Consider the following 15,105-nt stretch of genomic DNA (forward strand, 5'->3'; position numbering starts at 1 on the left):
GCACTCACCCCTTCGTCGCACCCGCGGTGAGCCCACCGACCAGGTGACGTTCCGCAATGGCGTAGAACCCGAGCGCGGGCACCATGGCCAGGACCAGATAGGCCAGGATGCGGGCGGTGTCGGAGGCGTACTGGCCCTGGAACTGCTGGATGCCCAGCGGCAGCGTCCAGCTCGTCTCCTCGCTGAACACCACCAGCGGGAGCATGAAGTTGTTCCAGCTGCCCACGATGGCCAGCACCGAGACGGTCGCGATGGCGGGCCTGGCCATCGGCAGCAGGATGCGCCAGAAGAACCCGAACGGCGAGCACCCGTCGATCGTGGCCGCCTCCTCGATCTCGCCCGGGATGCTGCGGAAGAACCCGCGCAGGATGATGATCGTCAGCGGCAGGCCGAAAGCGGCCTGCGTGAGGATCACGCCCAGCGGGTTGTCCAGCAGCCCCAGCGTGCGCAGCATCACGAAGATGGGCAGGATCGCCACCGCGAACGGGAACATCAGCCCCGCGGTGAACAACGTGAAGTACAGCTCCCTGCCGCGGAAGGCGAACCTGGCGAACACGAACGCCGCCAGCGCCGACAGCGCGATCGTCACCACCGTCGTGGCGATCGCGATGAACGTGCTGTTCCACAGCTGCCGCCAGAACGAGCCGGAGCCCAGCACGTCCGTGTAGTTCGCCGTGATCCAGTCGCTGGGCAGGCCGAACGGGTTTCCGGACAGCTCGCTGTTGGTCTTGAAACCGCCCAGCAGCGCGTAGAAGACCGGGATGACCATGAACACGCCCACGATGATCGCGATCACGTGCAGCGGCAGCGTGTGGCGCCGCACCTTCGTCTTCGCCCGGCTCATGATCGGCCCCCTTGGGAGGTCATCGCGCCCTCCAGGTCGCGGCGCATCACGAACCGCTGGTAGACGAGGGCGAAGACGAGGCTGAGCGCGAACATCACGACGCTGATCGCGCTGGCGTAACCGACCTGGGAACGCTTGAAACCCCAGTCCATCATGGTGACGGCCATCGTCTCCGAGGAGTGCGACGGCCCGCCGCCGGTCAGGATCCAGACCAGGTCGAAGAGCTGGATGGTGTAGATGACGGACAGGAAGATGCTGATCCGGATCGTCGGGCCGAGCAGCGGCAGCGTCACGTGCCTGAACGTCCGCCAGCCCGTCGCGCCGTCGATCTGGGCGGCCTCGATGAGCTCGTTCGGGATGTTCTGCCGGCCGGCCAGATAGATCATCATGTGGAACCCGAAGTACTTCCAGGTCATGACCAGGAACAGCGACGGCATCACGGTGGCGGGGTCGGCCAGCCACTCCGACTCCCAGCCGAACACCCGCAGCACCTGGTTCGCCATCCCCGACCCGGGCGAGAGGATCAGCGAGAACAGCACGCCCGTGATGACCTCGCTGAGCACGTACGGGGCGAAGAACAGCACCCGGTAGACCGCCCGGCCGCGCATGCGCTGGTTCAGCAGCATCGCGATGGCCAGCGAGAGCGGGAGCTGCACCAGCAGCGACAGCAGGACCAGCACCAGCAGGTGCCACAGGTCCTGGGCGAAGATCTCGCTGCTGAACAGGCGGGTGAAGTTGTCCAGGCCGATGAAGTTCGTGGGCAGGCCGCCGAAGCCGTTCCAGCGGAACACGCTCGCGTAGACGGCCACCAGCATCGGCGCCACGACCAGCATGAGGAACAGCACCAGCGCGGGCAGCAGGAACAGCGCGATCGTCACCCCGCGGCCACGGTGCCGCACGGCAGGGGACGGGGCCGGAAGCCGCCGCAGCGCCTCCGGCCCTTTCGTGAGCGTCGTCATCCGGCTTCGCTCTTGGCTACTTCGGTGATGGCCGCGCCGACCTGCTCAGGCGTCTTCGTGCCGGCGATCAGCTCGGCCACGCTGTCGTTGACCTGCTGGCCGACGGCCGGCGGATACGCCTGGTCCAGGTAGAGCTGGTAGCCCGTCGCGCCGGCCAGCAGCGTCGCCACCTGCTTGAGGTTCGGGTCCTTGACCGCGCTCTCCTCGCCCTTGAGCACCGGCAGCACGCCGCCGGACTCCACGGCCTTGGAGTGGTTGCCCATCTCCGTCATGAACTTGACGAAGTCGACGGCCTCCTTCGGCGCGTCCGCGCCGACGGCCAGGCCGCCGCCACCGCCGAACGCGTCACCGATCGAGCCCTTGCCGCCCTCGACCGCGGGGAACGGGAAGAAGCCGAGGTCGTCGCCGAGCCCCTTGCCCGAGTCCTTCTGCACGCTCGGCGCCCACTGGCCCATCAGCTCCATGGCCGCCTTGCCGTTGCTGACCGTGGCCGACTGGCCGTCCGGGGTGGAGTAGGCCGCACCCAGGAAGCCCTTCTGGAACGGCTGCAGGTCGGCCAGCGCCTTCACCTGCTGGCCGGCGGCCACGAAGTCGGGCTTGGTGAAGTCGTGGTCGACGGCCGCCTGCTTCAGCGCGTCGAGGCCGCCGATGCGCAGCGCCAGGTAGGCCCAGTAGTAGTGACCGGGCCACTTCTCCTTGCCGGCCAGCGCGATCGGGGTGACGCCGGCGGCCTTCAGCTTCTTGACGTCGTCCAGGAACGCCGACCAGGTGGCGGGCGGCTCCGAGATTCCGGCCTTCTCGAAAAGTTTCTTGTTGTACCAGAAACCCACCAGGCCGATGTCGGTCGGCAGGCCGTAGGTCTTGCCGTCGAGCTGGTACGCGCTCAGCGCCGCCGGGGTGAACGTCGGCAGCACGTCGGCGACGTCCGCGGAGATGTCCTTGACCAGCCCCGCGTCGACCTGCTGCTTGAGCACGCCGCCGCCCCACGAGGCGAAGACGTCGGGGGCCTTGCCGGACTGGGTGATGGTGGTGAGCTTGGCCTTGTACGCCTCGTTCTCCAGAACGGTGGCCTTGATCGTGACGTTGGGGTGCTTGGCCATGTACTCCTTGGCGCGCTGCGCCCAGAGCGACTTGAGCGGCTCGGCGGTGGAGAGGTGCCACCACTCCAGCGTGACCTTGGCGGGCGCCCCGCCGGAGCTCTGCTGAGAGGTCGTCCCCCCGCCGCCACCACCGCTGCAGCCGGCCAGGAGCACCGCCGCGGCGACTAACACCAGACTGCGTTTCATAGGGGTCCCTTCCTCAGCGATAGTCGAAAGTTTCGTGAACCCCCCGATAATTTCTTTGGCGCGATCGTAGGTAAACGCCAGGTAAAGCGTCAACACCTCAAGTGGGAGCGATCCCAAACCGAAACTTTCGGATACACTCCCGATTTGTGTCAGCGAAGAGGCGGGTCACGATCGCACTGATCGCGGAGGAGGCCGGGGTCTCCATCCCGACGGTCTCAAAGGTCATCAACGGGCGTCCGGAAGTCGCACCGGCGACCCGCCACAGGGTCGAACGGCTGCTGCAGGAGCACGGCTACCAGCGGCGCATCAGCCAGGACGACACCCCCGCCGGCCTGGTCGACCTCGTCTTCGCCGAGATCGAGTCGCCCTGGGCCATGGAGATCGTGCGGGGGGCCGAGAGCGCGGCCCACGAGGCCGGCGCCAGCGTCGTCATCTCCGTGCTGCACACGCACGCCGGCCCGGGACGGGACTGGCTCGAACGGCTGGCCGCCCGGCGGACCGACGGCGTCGTCATCGTCGCCTCCCGCCTCTCCACCGGCATCCAGGCGCAGCTCAGCGCGCGGTCACTGCCGTTCGCAGTGGTCGACCCCGAAGGCGAGCCCGCACCCGGCGTCATCTCCGTCGGCGCCACCAACTGGAACGGCGGCCTCGCCGCCACCCGCCACCTCCTCGAACTCGGCCACCGCCGCATCGGCATGATCAGCGGCCCCGCCGACATGCTCTGCAGCCAAGCCCGCATCGACGGCTACCGCGCCGCCCTCGAAACCGCCGGCCTCCCCGTCGTCCCCGACCTCATCAGACGCGGCACCTTCCTCGTCGATTCGGGCCACGACCAAGGCCACGCCCTCCTGTCCCTCCCCGAACCCCCCACCGCCATCTTCGCCGGCAGCGACCTCATGGCCTTCGGCGTCTTCGAAGCCGCCCGGCAACGCGGCCTGCGCGTCCCCGAAGACCTCAGCGTCGTCGGCTTCGACGACCTCCCCCTCGCCAAATCCGCCTGGCCCCCACTCACCACCGTCCGCCAGCCCCTCCAAGAGATGGCCGCACTCGCGACCCGGACGGTGCTGGCCATGGGGCACGGGGAGGTACCGGAGACGAAGCGGGTGGAACTGGCCACGGAACTCATCGTCAGGGAGAGCACGGCACGGTACGAGTGAACCCCGCGCCGCACCCACCCACCCGTTACCCGATCGCGTGGCCGGCCGTTGGGAGCCCGCCCCGGACAAAGGGCTTCGCTGTGCGGCGCTGTCGCGCATGGGGCTCAGGTCGTTTTGATCTTGGGCGCCTGGCGGCGCAACCCACGGCGCCTTCGGCGCCTCTCGCCCGCCCCAATCCCGTTTACCGGGTTGGCCGTTGGGAGCCCGCCCCGAAAGCACGGCTGCGCCGGGGGCGGCTCGCGCCGATGGGGCTACGCGAGGGGGCGGCTCGCGCCGCTGGCGCTTCGCGCTCGGGGCTTCGCCTCGGGGCGGCTGCGCCGATGGGCTACGCATTCAGGGGGCTGCGCCGATGGGGCTACGCCTTCGGGGCTTCGCGGGGCGGCTTGCGCCGCTGGTGCTTCGCACTGAGGGCTTCGCACGGCCGGCGCCAAGGTTTCGCTGTAGGGGTGTGCCGCCGCCTGAGTAGTCCTTGCGTCCGGCGACCGCTACGGTATCGATCGCCTCGTCGGATGAGGCCGGCTGGCGCAATCGTGAGGATCTGCGCATCTGGAACAGACTGCAAGGCGATCGGATCCTATGAAGATGATGACGGCCGCAGAGGTGGCGCGCAGCTTCGCCGAGGTCCTCCGCGAAGCCGAACGGGGGGAGACCATCGTGGTCACCCGGGGCGGGAAGCGAGTCGCTGTGATCACCTCCGCGCCCGCCGCCCAGGGCCGGGCGGTCAAGGCGTTCCTGGCCAGAAGCGCAAGCAGGGTGGACACCGGCTTCGAGGCCGATGTCGCGGCGGTCAGGGAAGCGGACGGCGACGGGATGAGGAGTACGTGGCCCGACGCCTGATCTTCGCAACGTGCGCACTGGCGCGGTATGGCGCCGCTTCTGGGGATCAGAGATGAGGGGACCAAGGATCAGTGGAAGAACGTGCGGCGGGGTTGCTGGCCGGTGAGGCTGCCGATGCAGCGGTAGTACCGGATCCCGTCCTCGAACTGCGACTGTGACGGCGGCATCACGTCCGCCCGCCATTGCCCCTTGATGCTCTTCGCCGTGCCGACCCTGGTGGCCAGCAGGTTGGAGCGGCTGCAGACCTTCTTCACGGTCGGGTGCTTGGCGAGGTCCTGCTGGACGTACGTCTCGGCGTCCTTCGGGATGGGGGCGACGGCGAACGTCTCCCACGAGTGCAGCTCCTCGCAGCCCAGCCGCCTGGCCTTCGTGTCGCCGACGATGATGACCAGGCCGCCCCAGCACTCCGCCTCCCGCACGCAGGCAGCGCCGGCGCCGGCGACCTTCGCGGCCGGGCAGTTCTCGGTGTAGGTGGACAGGCCGGCGAAGACGTTGGGGGTCTTCTTCGGGGGCGTGGCCGAGGCGGTGGTGGTCGGTGCGGCCTGCTGGTGCCTGCCTCCTGGCTGTTGCGGGGCGAACTGGTTGTAGAAGAACACGCCGGCGCCGGCCACGATCACCAGGGACAGGGCGGCGATGATCGCCACCAGGACCTTGTTGATGCCGTGCGGCTGGGGTGCCGTGGGGCCGGTGACGGGTTCGTACGGGGGGTGGGTGGGGTGTGAAGGGGCCGGCGTGAAGGGCGGGGCCTGGCGGTGGTGGCCAGGGGGCGGGGCGGCGGGGGAGTGATGGCGCGGAGGAGGGGAGGCAGAGGGCAAGGGCGGGGCGGACGAGAGGGGGATGGCGGCGAGTTCGTCGCGGAAGGCGGCCGCGCTCGGCGTGCGGTGGCGGGGGTCGGTGGCGAGGGCACGGCGGAGGACGGCCGTCAGCTCCGGCGGTACGCCCGGGATGTCCGGGACGGGCAGGCGGTGCAGGGCGAGGATCATGGCCAGGTTGGGGACGCCGCTCTCCGGGAAGCGCGGCGGGCGGCCCGACAGCAGCGCGTAGACGGTGGCCGCGAGCGCGTACACGTCGCCCGCCGGTGACGGCTCGGCCAGCTCGAACGCCTCTGGAGGGGCGTAGGAGGGGGTGAGGGATTCGCGGGTGACCGAGGCGTCGGGGCCGGAGGCGGGCATGGTGGCCAGGCCGAAGTCCGAGAGCGCCACCTGGCCGTACCGGTTGAGGAGGAGGTTGGCGGGCTTGACGTCGCGGTGCAGCACGCCTTGCGCGTGCGCGGCGGAGAGCGCGTCCGCGATGCGGACGCCGACGTCCCTGGCGTCGGCGGGGGAGAGCGTCCGTCCGGCCAGCGAGCCGCCGGGGCACAGCTCCAGCACCATGTACGGCCGGCCGTCCGGCAGCAGGCCGGCGTCGTAGACGGGCACCACGTGCGGGTGGCCGGACAGGGCGCCGGCGGCGGTGACCTCGCGGAGGAAGCGCCTCCTGTCACGGTCGGACAGCAGCACCCGGTTGTCGACCTTGAGCGCCACCTCGCGGCCGACGGCCGATTGCACGGCGAGGTAGACCACGCCGAAGCCGCCTTGGCCGAGCACGCCCTTGATCTCGTACCCCGGGACCGATAAATCCGACACGCGCGGAAGCGTACACGGGTGTGGTCAGGCGGCGGGCAGAAGTTCGCGCAGGCGGGCAGCGTAGGCACGCGGGTGGCTGAGGTTGCCGTTGTGGCCGCCGGGGAGCGTCGCGACGTCCGTGCCCAGGAGGGCGGCCAGCTCGTCCGCGCAGCGGCGGTCGAACACCTCGGCCGGGGTGGTGCGGCCGGCGGCGGGCAGGATGGGGACGCGGCAGCCGGTCAGGTCGAGGTCGTCCTCGATGACGGCCTGGAAGTCGTGGCGGATGAAGACGTCGAAGTTGGCCTGGCGCTGGGCGTCCATGGGTTGCGGGGTGAGGCCGGGCTCGGTGTCGCCGCCGCCGGTGATGCCGAGCACGCGGGCCACCTCCTTGAGCGCGGGCGGGAGGCCGGCGTCGAGGTAGAGGTCGCGGATCCCGGCCAGCTCCGCGCGGTGCCGGTCCCGTTCGGGGGCGGGCAGCAGCCAGGGCGAGACCGGCTCGTGCGCGATGAGCAGGCTGAGCTGCTCGGGGTGGCGCATGGCCAGGTGGAGGCCGATGGAGGCGCCCAGGCTCAGGCCGAGCATGAGGACGGGCCGGTCGGTGAGGTGGGCGAGCAGCCGGTGCACGTCGTCGGCGTGCTGCCGGATGCTCGTGGGCGTCCCGGTGCTGCGGCTGAGGCCGCGCCGGTCGTAGGTGATCACGGTGTGGGTGTCGGTGAGGCGGTCGGCCAGGTCGACGCTGCGGCCGGCGTCGCCTTCACCGCTCTGGGAGATCAGCAGGTACGGCCCGGCGCCGCGGGTCTCGTAGTAGAGGTCGGCGTCGTCCACGCGCAGCATCGTCATGCCGACGACTCTAATGCATCAGAATTGATGTATCAATAATGATGGATTATTTGCGGAGATGCGGAATGAGACGGTCGGCCAGCTCCTCAAGGGCGACCACGGTCTCGCGCACCCGCTGCGGATCGTTCGTGCGCAACGCGGCGGCCACGGCGGCGTCGATCGGCGTGTCACGCACCCGCGTCACCCGCTCCGACACCTCCGGCGCCTCCCGGATGATCGTGCGGCGGCGATCCCGGGGATCGGTCTCCGCGATCACCGCGCCCACCGACCGCAACCGCCCGATGGCCGCCGACACCGCGCTCTGCGGCAGCCCCGTACGGGCGGCGATCTCACCCACCGTCGTCTCGGGATGGGCGCGCAGGTCGCTCACGACGATCAGGACGGTGCGCGCGCTCGTGGACTGCTCACCGATCCCCTCGGACGGCATCGCCTCTTCGCCGATCTTCATCAGCGTCCGGCCCAGCAGGAACAGTTCGACCCCATTCACGCTAGGCAACATACCGGCGCGGCTCGGTAGGGTCGGGTGACGTGACGACGGAGTTGGAGTGCCTGGCCGCACGGCTGCGCGAGTTCGCGCGGGTCAGGGAGTGGGAGCAGTTCCACACCCCGAAGAACCTCGCGATGGCGCTGGCGGGCGAGGTCGGAGAGCTGGTCGCGGAGTTCCAGTGGCTCACGGCGGACGAGTCGCGCGCCCCCGACCCCGAGACGCTCGCCAGGATGCGCACCGAGCTCGGCGACGTCACCCTCTACCTGGTCCGGCTGGCGGACGTCCTCGGCGTCGACCTGCTGGAGGCGGCGCGGGCCAAGCTCGACGACAACGACCGGCGCTACGACGCCGAGCTCTATCGGGGCTCGGCCAGGAAAGCTCCGCCGTCCTGAAGCAACCGGAAACCGCCGTCCTGCAGCCAGGGAACCGATGTCCTGGAGCCGTGAGGCCGGGGGAGCGCCCGCTGCCGCACGTTTGTCGGAGGCTTCTCGTAAGGTGACGGGCATGCGATTCGGGGTGCTGGGCCCGCTGGCCGTCTGGACGGACGCCGGGGAGACCGTCACGGTTCCCGGGCTCAAGGTCCGGGCGCTCCTTGTCGACCTGCTCGTCCACGAGGGGCACCCGGTGTCGGTGGACCGGCTGGTCGACGACCTGTGGGGCGCGGAGCCGCCGGCCAACCCGGCGGGTGCGCTGCAGGTGCGCGTCTCGCAGCTGCGCAAGGCGTTCGAGGACGCCGAGCCCGGCGGGAAGAACCTCGTCGTCTCCCGCGCCCCCGGCTACCTGCTGCGCGCCGACGACGGCGCCGTCGACGCCGTGCGCTTCGCCGGCCTGCTGGCCAAGGCCGAGGCCGCCGACAGCCCCAGGGCCAAGGCGGGGCTGCTGGCCGACGCGCTGGCGCTGTGGCGAGGCCCGGCATACGCGGACTTCGCCGACGAGGAGTACACGAGGTCGGCCGTCCACCGCCTGGAGGAGCAGCGGCTGTCGGCGCTGGAGCAGCACGCCGAGGCGCGGCTGGAGCTGGGCGAGCACGGGCTGCTCGTGGGCGAGCTGGGCGACCTGGTCGGCCGGCATCCGCTCAGGGAGCGGCTGCGCGCCGTCCACATGCGGGCCCTCTACCGGGCCGGGCGGCAGAGCGAGGCGCTGGCCAGCTTCGCCGAGCTGCGCGAGCGGCTGGCCGACGAGCTCGGCCTCGATCCGGGCCCCGAGCTGGTCGCGCTGCACCAGGCGATACTCGGGCAGGATCCAGCGCTGAGCGTGCCCGCCGACCGTCCCGTCACCAACCTGCCCGCCTCCGTCAGCAAGCTCATCGGCCGCGACGACGCCCTCGCCGAGGTGTGCGCGCTGGTCGAGGAGGAGCGGCTGATCACGCTCACCGGCAGCGGCGGCGTCGGCAAGACCCGGCTGGCGCTGGAGGCCGCCGACCGGCTGCTCGACACGTTCGCCGACGGCGCCTGGCTGGTCGCGCTCGACCAGGGGCCCCGCTCGCCGGCGGAGGCCGTCATGGCGGCGCTGGACATCAGGGAGGAGGCCGGCGCCCCCGCCCTCGGCGAGGCCGGGCTCGTGGGGCGGCTGGCCGCCGTGCTCAAGGCGCGGCGGATGCTGCTCGTGCTGGACAACTGCGAGCACGTGGTCGAGCAGGTCGCCGACCTGGCCGAGGTGCTGCTGCGCGGCTGCCCCGGCCTGCGCATCCTGGCGACGAGCCGGGAGCCGCTGGCCGTGGCGGGCGAGGTGCTGTGGAGCGTCCCACCGCTCGACGTGCCCGCCGGCGCCGACCTCGCCGTCATGGCCCGCTCCGACGCCGTGCGGCTCTTCGTGGCCAGGGCCGCCGCGTCCGCGCGCGGGTTCCGGCTGGAGGCGGGCAACGCGCAGGCCGTCGCGCAGCTCTGCCGGCGCCTCGACGGCATCCCGCTGGCGCTGGAGCTGGCCGCGACGAGGGTGCGCGCGCTCGGCGTGCAGGGCGTCGTGGACCGGCTGGACGACAGGTTCCGGCTGCTGGCCTCCGGCCAGCGCGGCGCGCCGGCCCGGCAGCAGACGCTCACGGCCGTGATCGACTGGAGCTGGGACCTGCTGTCGGAGGACGAACGGGTCGTCCTGCGGCGGCTGGCCGTGCACGCCGACGGCTGCACGCTGGAGGCGGCCGAGTCCGTCTGCGCCGCCGAGTCCGTCTGCGCCGCCGGGGAGGCTGCCGGCGACCTCGACGTGCTGGATCTACTGGCCCGTCTCGTGGACCGGTCGCTGGTGGTGGTCGTGGACGCCCCGACGGGCGTCCGGTACCGGCTGCTGGAGTCGGTGTCGGAGTACTGCCGGGCGAGGATGTCCGACGCGGGCGAGCTCGACGCCGTACGCGACGCGCACCTGCGCCACTACCTCGACCTGGCCGTACGCGCGGAGCCCGGCCTGTACGGGCCCGAGCAGCGCGACTGGCTGCTGCGGCTCGACGCGGAGGCGGCCAACATGCGGGCGGCCCTCGACACGGCGGCGGCGCGCGGCGACGGGCACCGCGCGGCCCGGCTGGTGAACGCGCTGGCCTGGTACTGGTTCCTGCGGGGCAGGCTCGCCGAGGGCCGCCGCGCCATGGCCCAGGCACTGTCCGTCCCGGAAGCGGCGGATGATGGCGGGGCCGCGCGGCGCAGGGCGGCGGCCTGGGAGGTGGGGTTCGCGCTGTGTCTCGGTGAGCAGCCCGACTGGCAGCCCGTGCTCGACGCCGTCGACGACCCGGGCGAGCAGGCCAGGGCCAGGCTCTTCGTCGGCCTGCACGCCGACGACATGCCGGCCGGGCAGCAGCAGACGGAGCTGGCGCTGGCCGTGTTCAGGGAGCTCGGCGACCGGTGGGGCATCGCCACCGCGCTCACCCGGCAGGCCATGGACGCCTTCACGCTGCGCGACCAGGAGGCCATCGAGCGCATCGCGGGAGAGAGCGCCCGCCTGTTCACCGAGCTGGGTGACCGGTGGGGCCTGCTGCGCGCCACCGAGTGGCTGGCCTCGCTGGCCGAGATGCGGCGCGACGCCGAGCAGGCCAACCGGCTGTTCGGCGAGGGCCTGCGGATGGCCGAAGACCTGGGGCTGTGGCCGGAGGTCGCCACGCACACCGCGTGGCTGGGCTGGGTGGCGCTGGAGAGCGCCCAGTACGACCGGGCCATCGAGCTGTGCGGCAGCGCGCTCAAGCAGGCGAACGCCCAGGGCTACAACAAGGGCGCGACCATGGCCGAGATGGGCCTCGCCTACGCCGCCCGCCGGGCCGGCCGGCTCGACCTGGCCGAGCACCACCTGCTCCACCTGCTCGAAGGGCTGTCGCGCGACCCCGACGGCGACCCCGCCCTGCACCTGCCCGACACCCTCATCGAGCTGGGCTGGCTCACCGAGCTGCGCGGCGACCTGGCCGGCGCCCTGGCGCTGCACGCCGAGGCGTTCGCGTTCGCCTGGCGCATCGGCGACCCGCGCACGACGATCGGCGCCGTGGAGGGCGCGGCCGCCGCCTCGGGGCTCACCGAGAAGTCGGCGCTGCTGCTGGGGCTGGCGGCGGCGGCCAGGGAGAGCTACCAGCTTGCGCCGAACGAGGCCGAGCTGGAGGACCTCCACCGCGTCACCGCCCGCACGCGCGAGGCGCTGGGGGAGGAGGCGTTCGCGGCGGCGTTCGCCCGGGGCGGCACCTACAAGCTGGACGAAGCCCAGAGCCTGCTGTGAGCAGGCGGGCTCACTTGCGGCACGTGAGCAGGTGGGCTCGCTTGAGGCGGGCGGCCAGGCGGCTCACTTGAGGCAGGCGGCTCACTTCAGGCAGGCGGCCAGGCGGTCGAAGAACTCGTTCCAGCCCGCCTTGGCCCCCTCGGCATGCTCCTGGTCGGTGTTGACCCCGTACTGATGGAAGCGCATCTCGGTCTTGCCGCCCACGTCGGCGAGAGCGACCGTCACGACGGACGCCGGCCCGTCACCGGGATCGTCGGGGTCGCCCGTCGTGAACACCAGCCGCTCCGGCGCCACCACCTCCCGATACGTCCCGTCCAGCGTCACCTCGAACCCCTCCTCGCCGACCAGCGTGGCCCGCCACACCCCGCCCGGCCAGGTGTCGAGCGTGATCCGGCCGACCGGCGTGGCCAGCCCGCGCGGCCCGAACCAGCGGGCGAACCGCTCGGGCTCCGTCCACGCCGCCCACACGTGCTCGCGGGGCGCGTCGAAGAGGCGGGTGAGTTCGTACTCGGCGGTCTGGGTCATCGTGCTGCCCTCCTTGTTGTCGATGGGTCCACGATGACCGGCGGGGCTTACGATCCCCTTCTCGCGACCTTTAGGCGGTGGCAGTCTGGGACGCATGCGGATCATTCGCGCCGCCAAGGTGCTGACCGGGCGTCCAGGAGAGGCGATCGAGGACGGGGAGGTCCTCGTCGACGGCACGAAGATCGTCTCCGTGGGGCCGCGCGGCAGCGCGGGGGAGGCGGGGGACGTGCTCGACCTGCCCGGGCACACCGTGCTGCCGGGGATGGTGGACGCGCACGTGCACCTCGGGTTCGACGACAAGGTCGACCCGGTGACGCGGCGCAGCTCCGAGAGCGACCACCACCTGCTGCTGCGGATGGCCGAGAACGCCCGCAAGCTCGTCTCCGCCGGCGTCACCACCGCCCGCGACCTGGGCGGGCGCGGCTTCCTCGACGTGGTGCTGCGCGACGCGATCGAGGAGGGCCTGGCCGTCGGCCCGCATCTCGTGGTCGCCACCCGGCCCATCACCATCACCGGCGGCCACTGCTGGTACATGGGCGGCGAGGCCGACGACGAGCCCGCCATCCGCCGCGTGGCCAGGGAGAACCTCCGCGCCGGCGCCGACTGCCTCAAGGTCATGGCCTCCGGCGGCCTCATGACACCCGGCGCGCCGCCGAGCTGGACGCCGCAGTACACCACCGGCCAGCTCCGCGTGGTCGTCGAGGAGGCCGCCACGCGCGGCAAGCACGTCGCCGCGCACGCCCACGCGCACGACTCCATCCGCAGCAGCGTCGAGGCCGGCGTCACCACGATCGAGCACTGCTCGTTCTTCACCCCGTCCGGCCACCAGTACGACGCCCGGCTCGCCGACCTCGTCGCGGCGAGCGGCACGTACGTGTGCCCCACCGTGCACGGCGTGATCTCCCGCATCGCCGAGGTGCACGGGCAGCAGATGCTCGACGCCTGGCTCGCCGGCGTCGCCGCCATGCGCGACGCCGGCATCCGGGTCATCGCCGGCACGGACGCCGGGTTCGCGGTCGGCGACATTCCCAACCCCACCGACGGGTACGTCGGAGGACTGGAGACGTTCGCGTCGGTCGGCTACGGCAACGCGGAGATCATCGAGATGGCCACCATCCGCGCCGCCGACGCCTGCGGGGTGGGCGAGGTCACCGGCAGCCTCGACCCGGGCAAGCGGGCCGACCTCATCGCCGTCGCGGGCGACCCCCTCGAACGCATCTCGGACCTGCGCAACCTCGCCCTCGTCCTGGTGTCGGGCCGCTCGGTCGGGCAGGGAACCGTGGACACCGTGACGACGTCCGTGGGCTGAACGTGCCGAAAACCTGAGATCCGCGGGCTCGACGTCCCGCTCGCCGGAAGGAACTGTGATGCTGCCTTGGTCCGCCGACCTGGCCGGCCGCCTCGACCATCACGTCGTCGAGAGCGACCTGTTGCGCGGCAACCCGCTGGGGGATCCGCACGAACGCCCGCTGGTGGTGTACGTGCCGCCCGGGTACGACGACTCGCCCGAACGCCGCTACCCCGCCATGTACGTGCTGCTCGGCTACTCCGGCCACGTCGGCATGTGGTTCAACCGGACGCCGTTCCGCCAGCCGTACCCGGAGCTCGCCGACGCCATGTTCGCCGCCGGCGACGCACCGCCCGCCATCGTCGTGTACGTGGATGCGTGGACCGCGCTCGGCGGCAGCCAGTACCTCGACTCGCCCGCCACCGGCCGCTACCACTCGTACCTGCGCGACGAGATCGTCCCCTTCGTCGACGCCCGCTACCGCACCCTCGCCGACCGCGACCACCGCGCCGTCACCGGCAAGTCGAGCGGCGGCTACGGGGCCATGGTGACCGCCATGCTCGCGCCCGACGTGTTCGGCGCGCTCGCCACGCACGCCGGGGACGCCCTGTTCGAGGTCTGCCACCGCCCACGCTTCCCCGCGCTGGCCCGCCGGCTGCGCGACATGTACGACGGCTCGTACGACAAGTTCCTCGCCGACTTCCGCAGCCGCCTGCCCGGCACCAAGGACGGCGACCTCGAACTCCTCGAAATGTACGCCTACGCCGCCGCCTACTCCGACGACGGCATCGTCCGCCTCCCCTTCGACGACACAGGCGCGGTCGTGCCGGAGGTGTGGGACCGCTGGCTCTCCCTCGACCCGGTCGTCATGGCCGCAGACCCCCGCCACGCCGACGCACTCCGCTCGATGCGCGCGATCTGGGTGGACGCCGGCAGCCGCGACGAGTACTACCTCGACTTCGGCGCGGTCTCCTTCCACCGGGCGTTGGAGGCGGCGGGGGTCCCGGCGGATCGGGTGCACTTCGAGCTCTTCGAGGCCGGCCACGGCGGCATCGAATACCGCTACCCCCTGGCCCTGTCCTGGCTCTCCCACCGCCTCACATAAACCCGCATTCCGGGAAGACCCGGGGGGCACTGCAAGGTCTTCTCCCTGGGACGCGCTACGCGCGACGGGGCTCAGGCAGCGCCCGGTGGGGGGCAAGCCCCCACACCCCCGGGCGAGGGGCTTCCCAGCCCCTCGCGCTCCCCGGCCGCGCCCCGATCTCCGCATGGCCGGCACACCACCATCAAGACGTCATCACCCTTGAGCACGCTGGCTGAAGGGCACAGAAGACCAGAGGTAGGGCCGGCTCAGGGGGGCCGCCTCGTCGTGTGCTTCGTGAGCACGTCATGTGCCGTTCTTGCGGGCAGGAAGACATGCTTCAGGTGGATGAGCTGGGGCAGCGCACCGCACCGTTTGTCTCCGCAAGGTGGAGCCGTCAGGCGTCGGAGGCCCGGCCCGATGGCGGGGCGAACGGGTTGAAGCGGTGGTGCGCACTCCCCTCAAACAGCCCTCGTGCCCATGTTTCGAGGCCCCTGGCGTCAATAATTGACG

13 protein-coding genes are annotated in these 15,105 nt (G+C 71.7%); 6 read left to right on the plus strand and 7 right to left on the minus strand.

Features of this window, described 5'->3' with window-relative positions:
* Positions 1–4: 4 nt before the first annotated feature.
* The 3 genes from KIS93_RS41000 to KIS93_RS41010 are packed head-to-tail and all read right to left on the minus strand — an operon-like array spanning position 5 to position 3,089.
* Positions 5–844 (minus strand): carbohydrate ABC transporter permease, encoded by an 840-nt coding sequence (locus tag KIS93_RS41000; RefSeq protein WP_080042621.1) that lies wholly within the window; start codon positions 842–844, stop codon positions 5–7.
* On the minus strand, positions 841–1,803 hold the full coding sequence (locus tag KIS93_RS41005) for a carbohydrate ABC transporter permease (RefSeq protein ID WP_080042620.1): 963 nt from the start codon (positions 1,801–1,803) through the stop codon (positions 841–843). Before KIS93_RS41005 ends, KIS93_RS41000 begins: the two co-directional genes overlap by 4 nt.
* Positions 1,800–3,089, minus strand: a complete 1,290-nt coding sequence (locus KIS93_RS41010; protein WP_080042619.1) for an extracellular solute-binding protein — start codon at positions 3,087–3,089, stop codon at positions 1,800–1,802. Before KIS93_RS41010 ends, KIS93_RS41005 begins: the two co-directional genes overlap by 4 nt.
* 146 nt (positions 3,090–3,235) lie before the next feature.
* Between KIS93_RS41010 and KIS93_RS41015 the strand changes: the two genes are divergently transcribed.
* Together KIS93_RS41015 and KIS93_RS41020 are read left to right on the plus strand one after the other, a co-directional pair.
* A complete protein-coding gene (locus tag KIS93_RS41015; protein ID WP_080042618.1) occupies positions 3,236–4,246 on the plus strand; it encodes a LacI family DNA-binding transcriptional regulator in 1,011 nt (336 codons plus the stop codon).
* 582 nt (positions 4,247–4,828) lie between these two features.
* The gene (locus KIS93_RS41020; RefSeq protein WP_222107739.1) at positions 4,829–5,083 is read left to right on the plus strand and encodes a type II toxin-antitoxin system Phd/YefM family antitoxin; all 255 of its coding nucleotides are present in this window, start codon (positions 4,829–4,831) and stop codon (positions 5,081–5,083) included.
* Positions 5,084–5,151: 68 nt separating this feature from the next.
* On the opposite strand, the gene KIS93_RS41025 is transcribed toward KIS93_RS41020, so the two are convergent.
* The 3 genes from KIS93_RS41025 to KIS93_RS41035 are packed head-to-tail and all read right to left on the minus strand — an operon-like array spanning position 5,152 to position 8,014.
* Complete coding sequence (locus tag KIS93_RS41025; RefSeq protein ID WP_080042616.1) at positions 5,152–6,708, minus strand: serine/threonine-protein kinase; 1,557 nt, start codon at positions 6,706–6,708, stop codon at positions 5,152–5,154.
* A gap of 24 nt (positions 6,709–6,732) precedes the next feature.
* Positions 6,733–7,527: an alpha/beta fold hydrolase gene (locus KIS93_RS41030; protein ID WP_186404683.1), complete on the minus strand. Its 795-nt coding sequence runs from the start codon at positions 7,525–7,527 to the stop codon at positions 6,733–6,735.
* A gap of 46 nt (positions 7,528–7,573) precedes the next feature.
* Positions 7,574–8,014 (minus strand): MarR family transcriptional regulator, encoded by a 441-nt coding sequence (locus KIS93_RS41035; RefSeq protein WP_230465555.1) that lies wholly within the window; start codon positions 8,012–8,014, stop codon positions 7,574–7,576.
* Positions 8,015–8,055: 41 nt separating this feature from the next.
* Here KIS93_RS41035 and KIS93_RS41040 point away from each other — a divergent pair, with 41 nt between their 5' ends.
* Both KIS93_RS41040 and KIS93_RS41045 read left to right on the plus strand, forming a co-directional pair.
* The gene (locus KIS93_RS41040) at positions 8,056–8,406 is read left to right on the plus strand and encodes a nucleotide pyrophosphohydrolase (RefSeq protein ID WP_080042615.1); all 351 of its coding nucleotides are present in this window, start codon (positions 8,056–8,058) and stop codon (positions 8,404–8,406) included.
* A gap of 112 nt (positions 8,407–8,518) precedes the next feature.
* Positions 8,519–11,698 (plus strand): AfsR/SARP family transcriptional regulator, encoded by a 3,180-nt coding sequence (locus KIS93_RS41045; RefSeq protein ID WP_080042614.1) that lies wholly within the window; start codon positions 8,519–8,521, stop codon positions 11,696–11,698.
* A gap of 81 nt (positions 11,699–11,779) precedes the next feature.
* Here the strand turns inward: KIS93_RS41045 and KIS93_RS41050 are convergent, their stop codons facing one another.
* Positions 11,780–12,223 carry an SRPBCC family protein gene (locus KIS93_RS41050; RefSeq protein WP_186404684.1) on the minus strand — a complete coding sequence of 148 codons (444 nt, stop codon included), beginning with the start codon at positions 12,221–12,223 and terminating at the stop codon, positions 11,780–11,782.
* Positions 12,224–12,317: 94 nt separating this feature from the next.
* On the opposite strand from KIS93_RS41050, the gene KIS93_RS41055 reads away from it, so the two are divergent.
* Positions 12,318–13,532 carry an amidohydrolase family protein gene (locus tag KIS93_RS41055; protein WP_080042612.1) on the plus strand — a complete coding sequence of 405 codons (1,215 nt, stop codon included), beginning with the start codon at positions 12,318–12,320 and terminating at the stop codon, positions 13,530–13,532.
* A gap of 58 nt (positions 13,533–13,590) precedes the next feature.
* On the plus strand, positions 13,591–14,616 hold the full coding sequence (locus KIS93_RS41060; protein WP_080042611.1) for an alpha/beta hydrolase: 1,026 nt from the start codon (positions 13,591–13,593) through the stop codon (positions 14,614–14,616).
* The last annotated feature ends 489 nt before the right edge of the window (positions 14,617–15,105 follow it).

The organism is [Actinomadura] parvosata subsp. kistnae (assembly GCF_900323885.1).
Lineage (GTDB): Bacteria > Actinomycetota > Actinomycetes > Streptosporangiales > Streptosporangiaceae > Nonomuraea > Nonomuraea composti.

Coding starts and splice junctions, on each gene's coding strand:
- KIS93_RS41000 (WP_080042621.1), bottom strand. CDS start 844: ATGAGCCGGGCGAAGACGAAGGTGCGGCGCCACACGCTGCCGCTGCAC.
- KIS93_RS41020 (WP_222107739.1), top strand. CDS start 4,829: ATGATGACGGCCGCAGAGGTGGCGCGCAGCTTCGCCGAGGTCCTCCGC.
- KIS93_RS41005 (WP_080042620.1), bottom strand. CDS start 1,803: ATGACGACGCTCACGAAAGGGCCGGAGGCGCTGCGGCGGCTTCCGGCC.
- KIS93_RS41010 (WP_080042619.1), bottom strand. CDS start 3,089: ATGAAACGCAGTCTGGTGTTAGTCGCCGCGGCGGTGCTCCTGGCCGGC.
- KIS93_RS41045 (WP_080042614.1), top strand. CDS start 8,519: ATGCGATTCGGGGTGCTGGGCCCGCTGGCCGTCTGGACGGACGCCGGG.
- KIS93_RS41060 (WP_080042611.1), top strand. CDS start 13,591: ATGCTGCCTTGGTCCGCCGACCTGGCCGGCCGCCTCGACCATCACGTC.
- KIS93_RS41050 (WP_186404684.1), bottom strand. CDS start 12,223: ATGACCCAGACCGCCGAGTACGAACTCACCCGCCTCTTCGACGCGCCC.
- KIS93_RS41030 (WP_186404683.1), bottom strand. CDS start 7,527: ATGACGATGCTGCGCGTGGACGACGCCGACCTCTACTACGAGACCCGC.
- KIS93_RS41055 (WP_080042612.1), top strand. CDS start 12,318: ATGCGGATCATTCGCGCCGCCAAGGTGCTGACCGGGCGTCCAGGAGAG.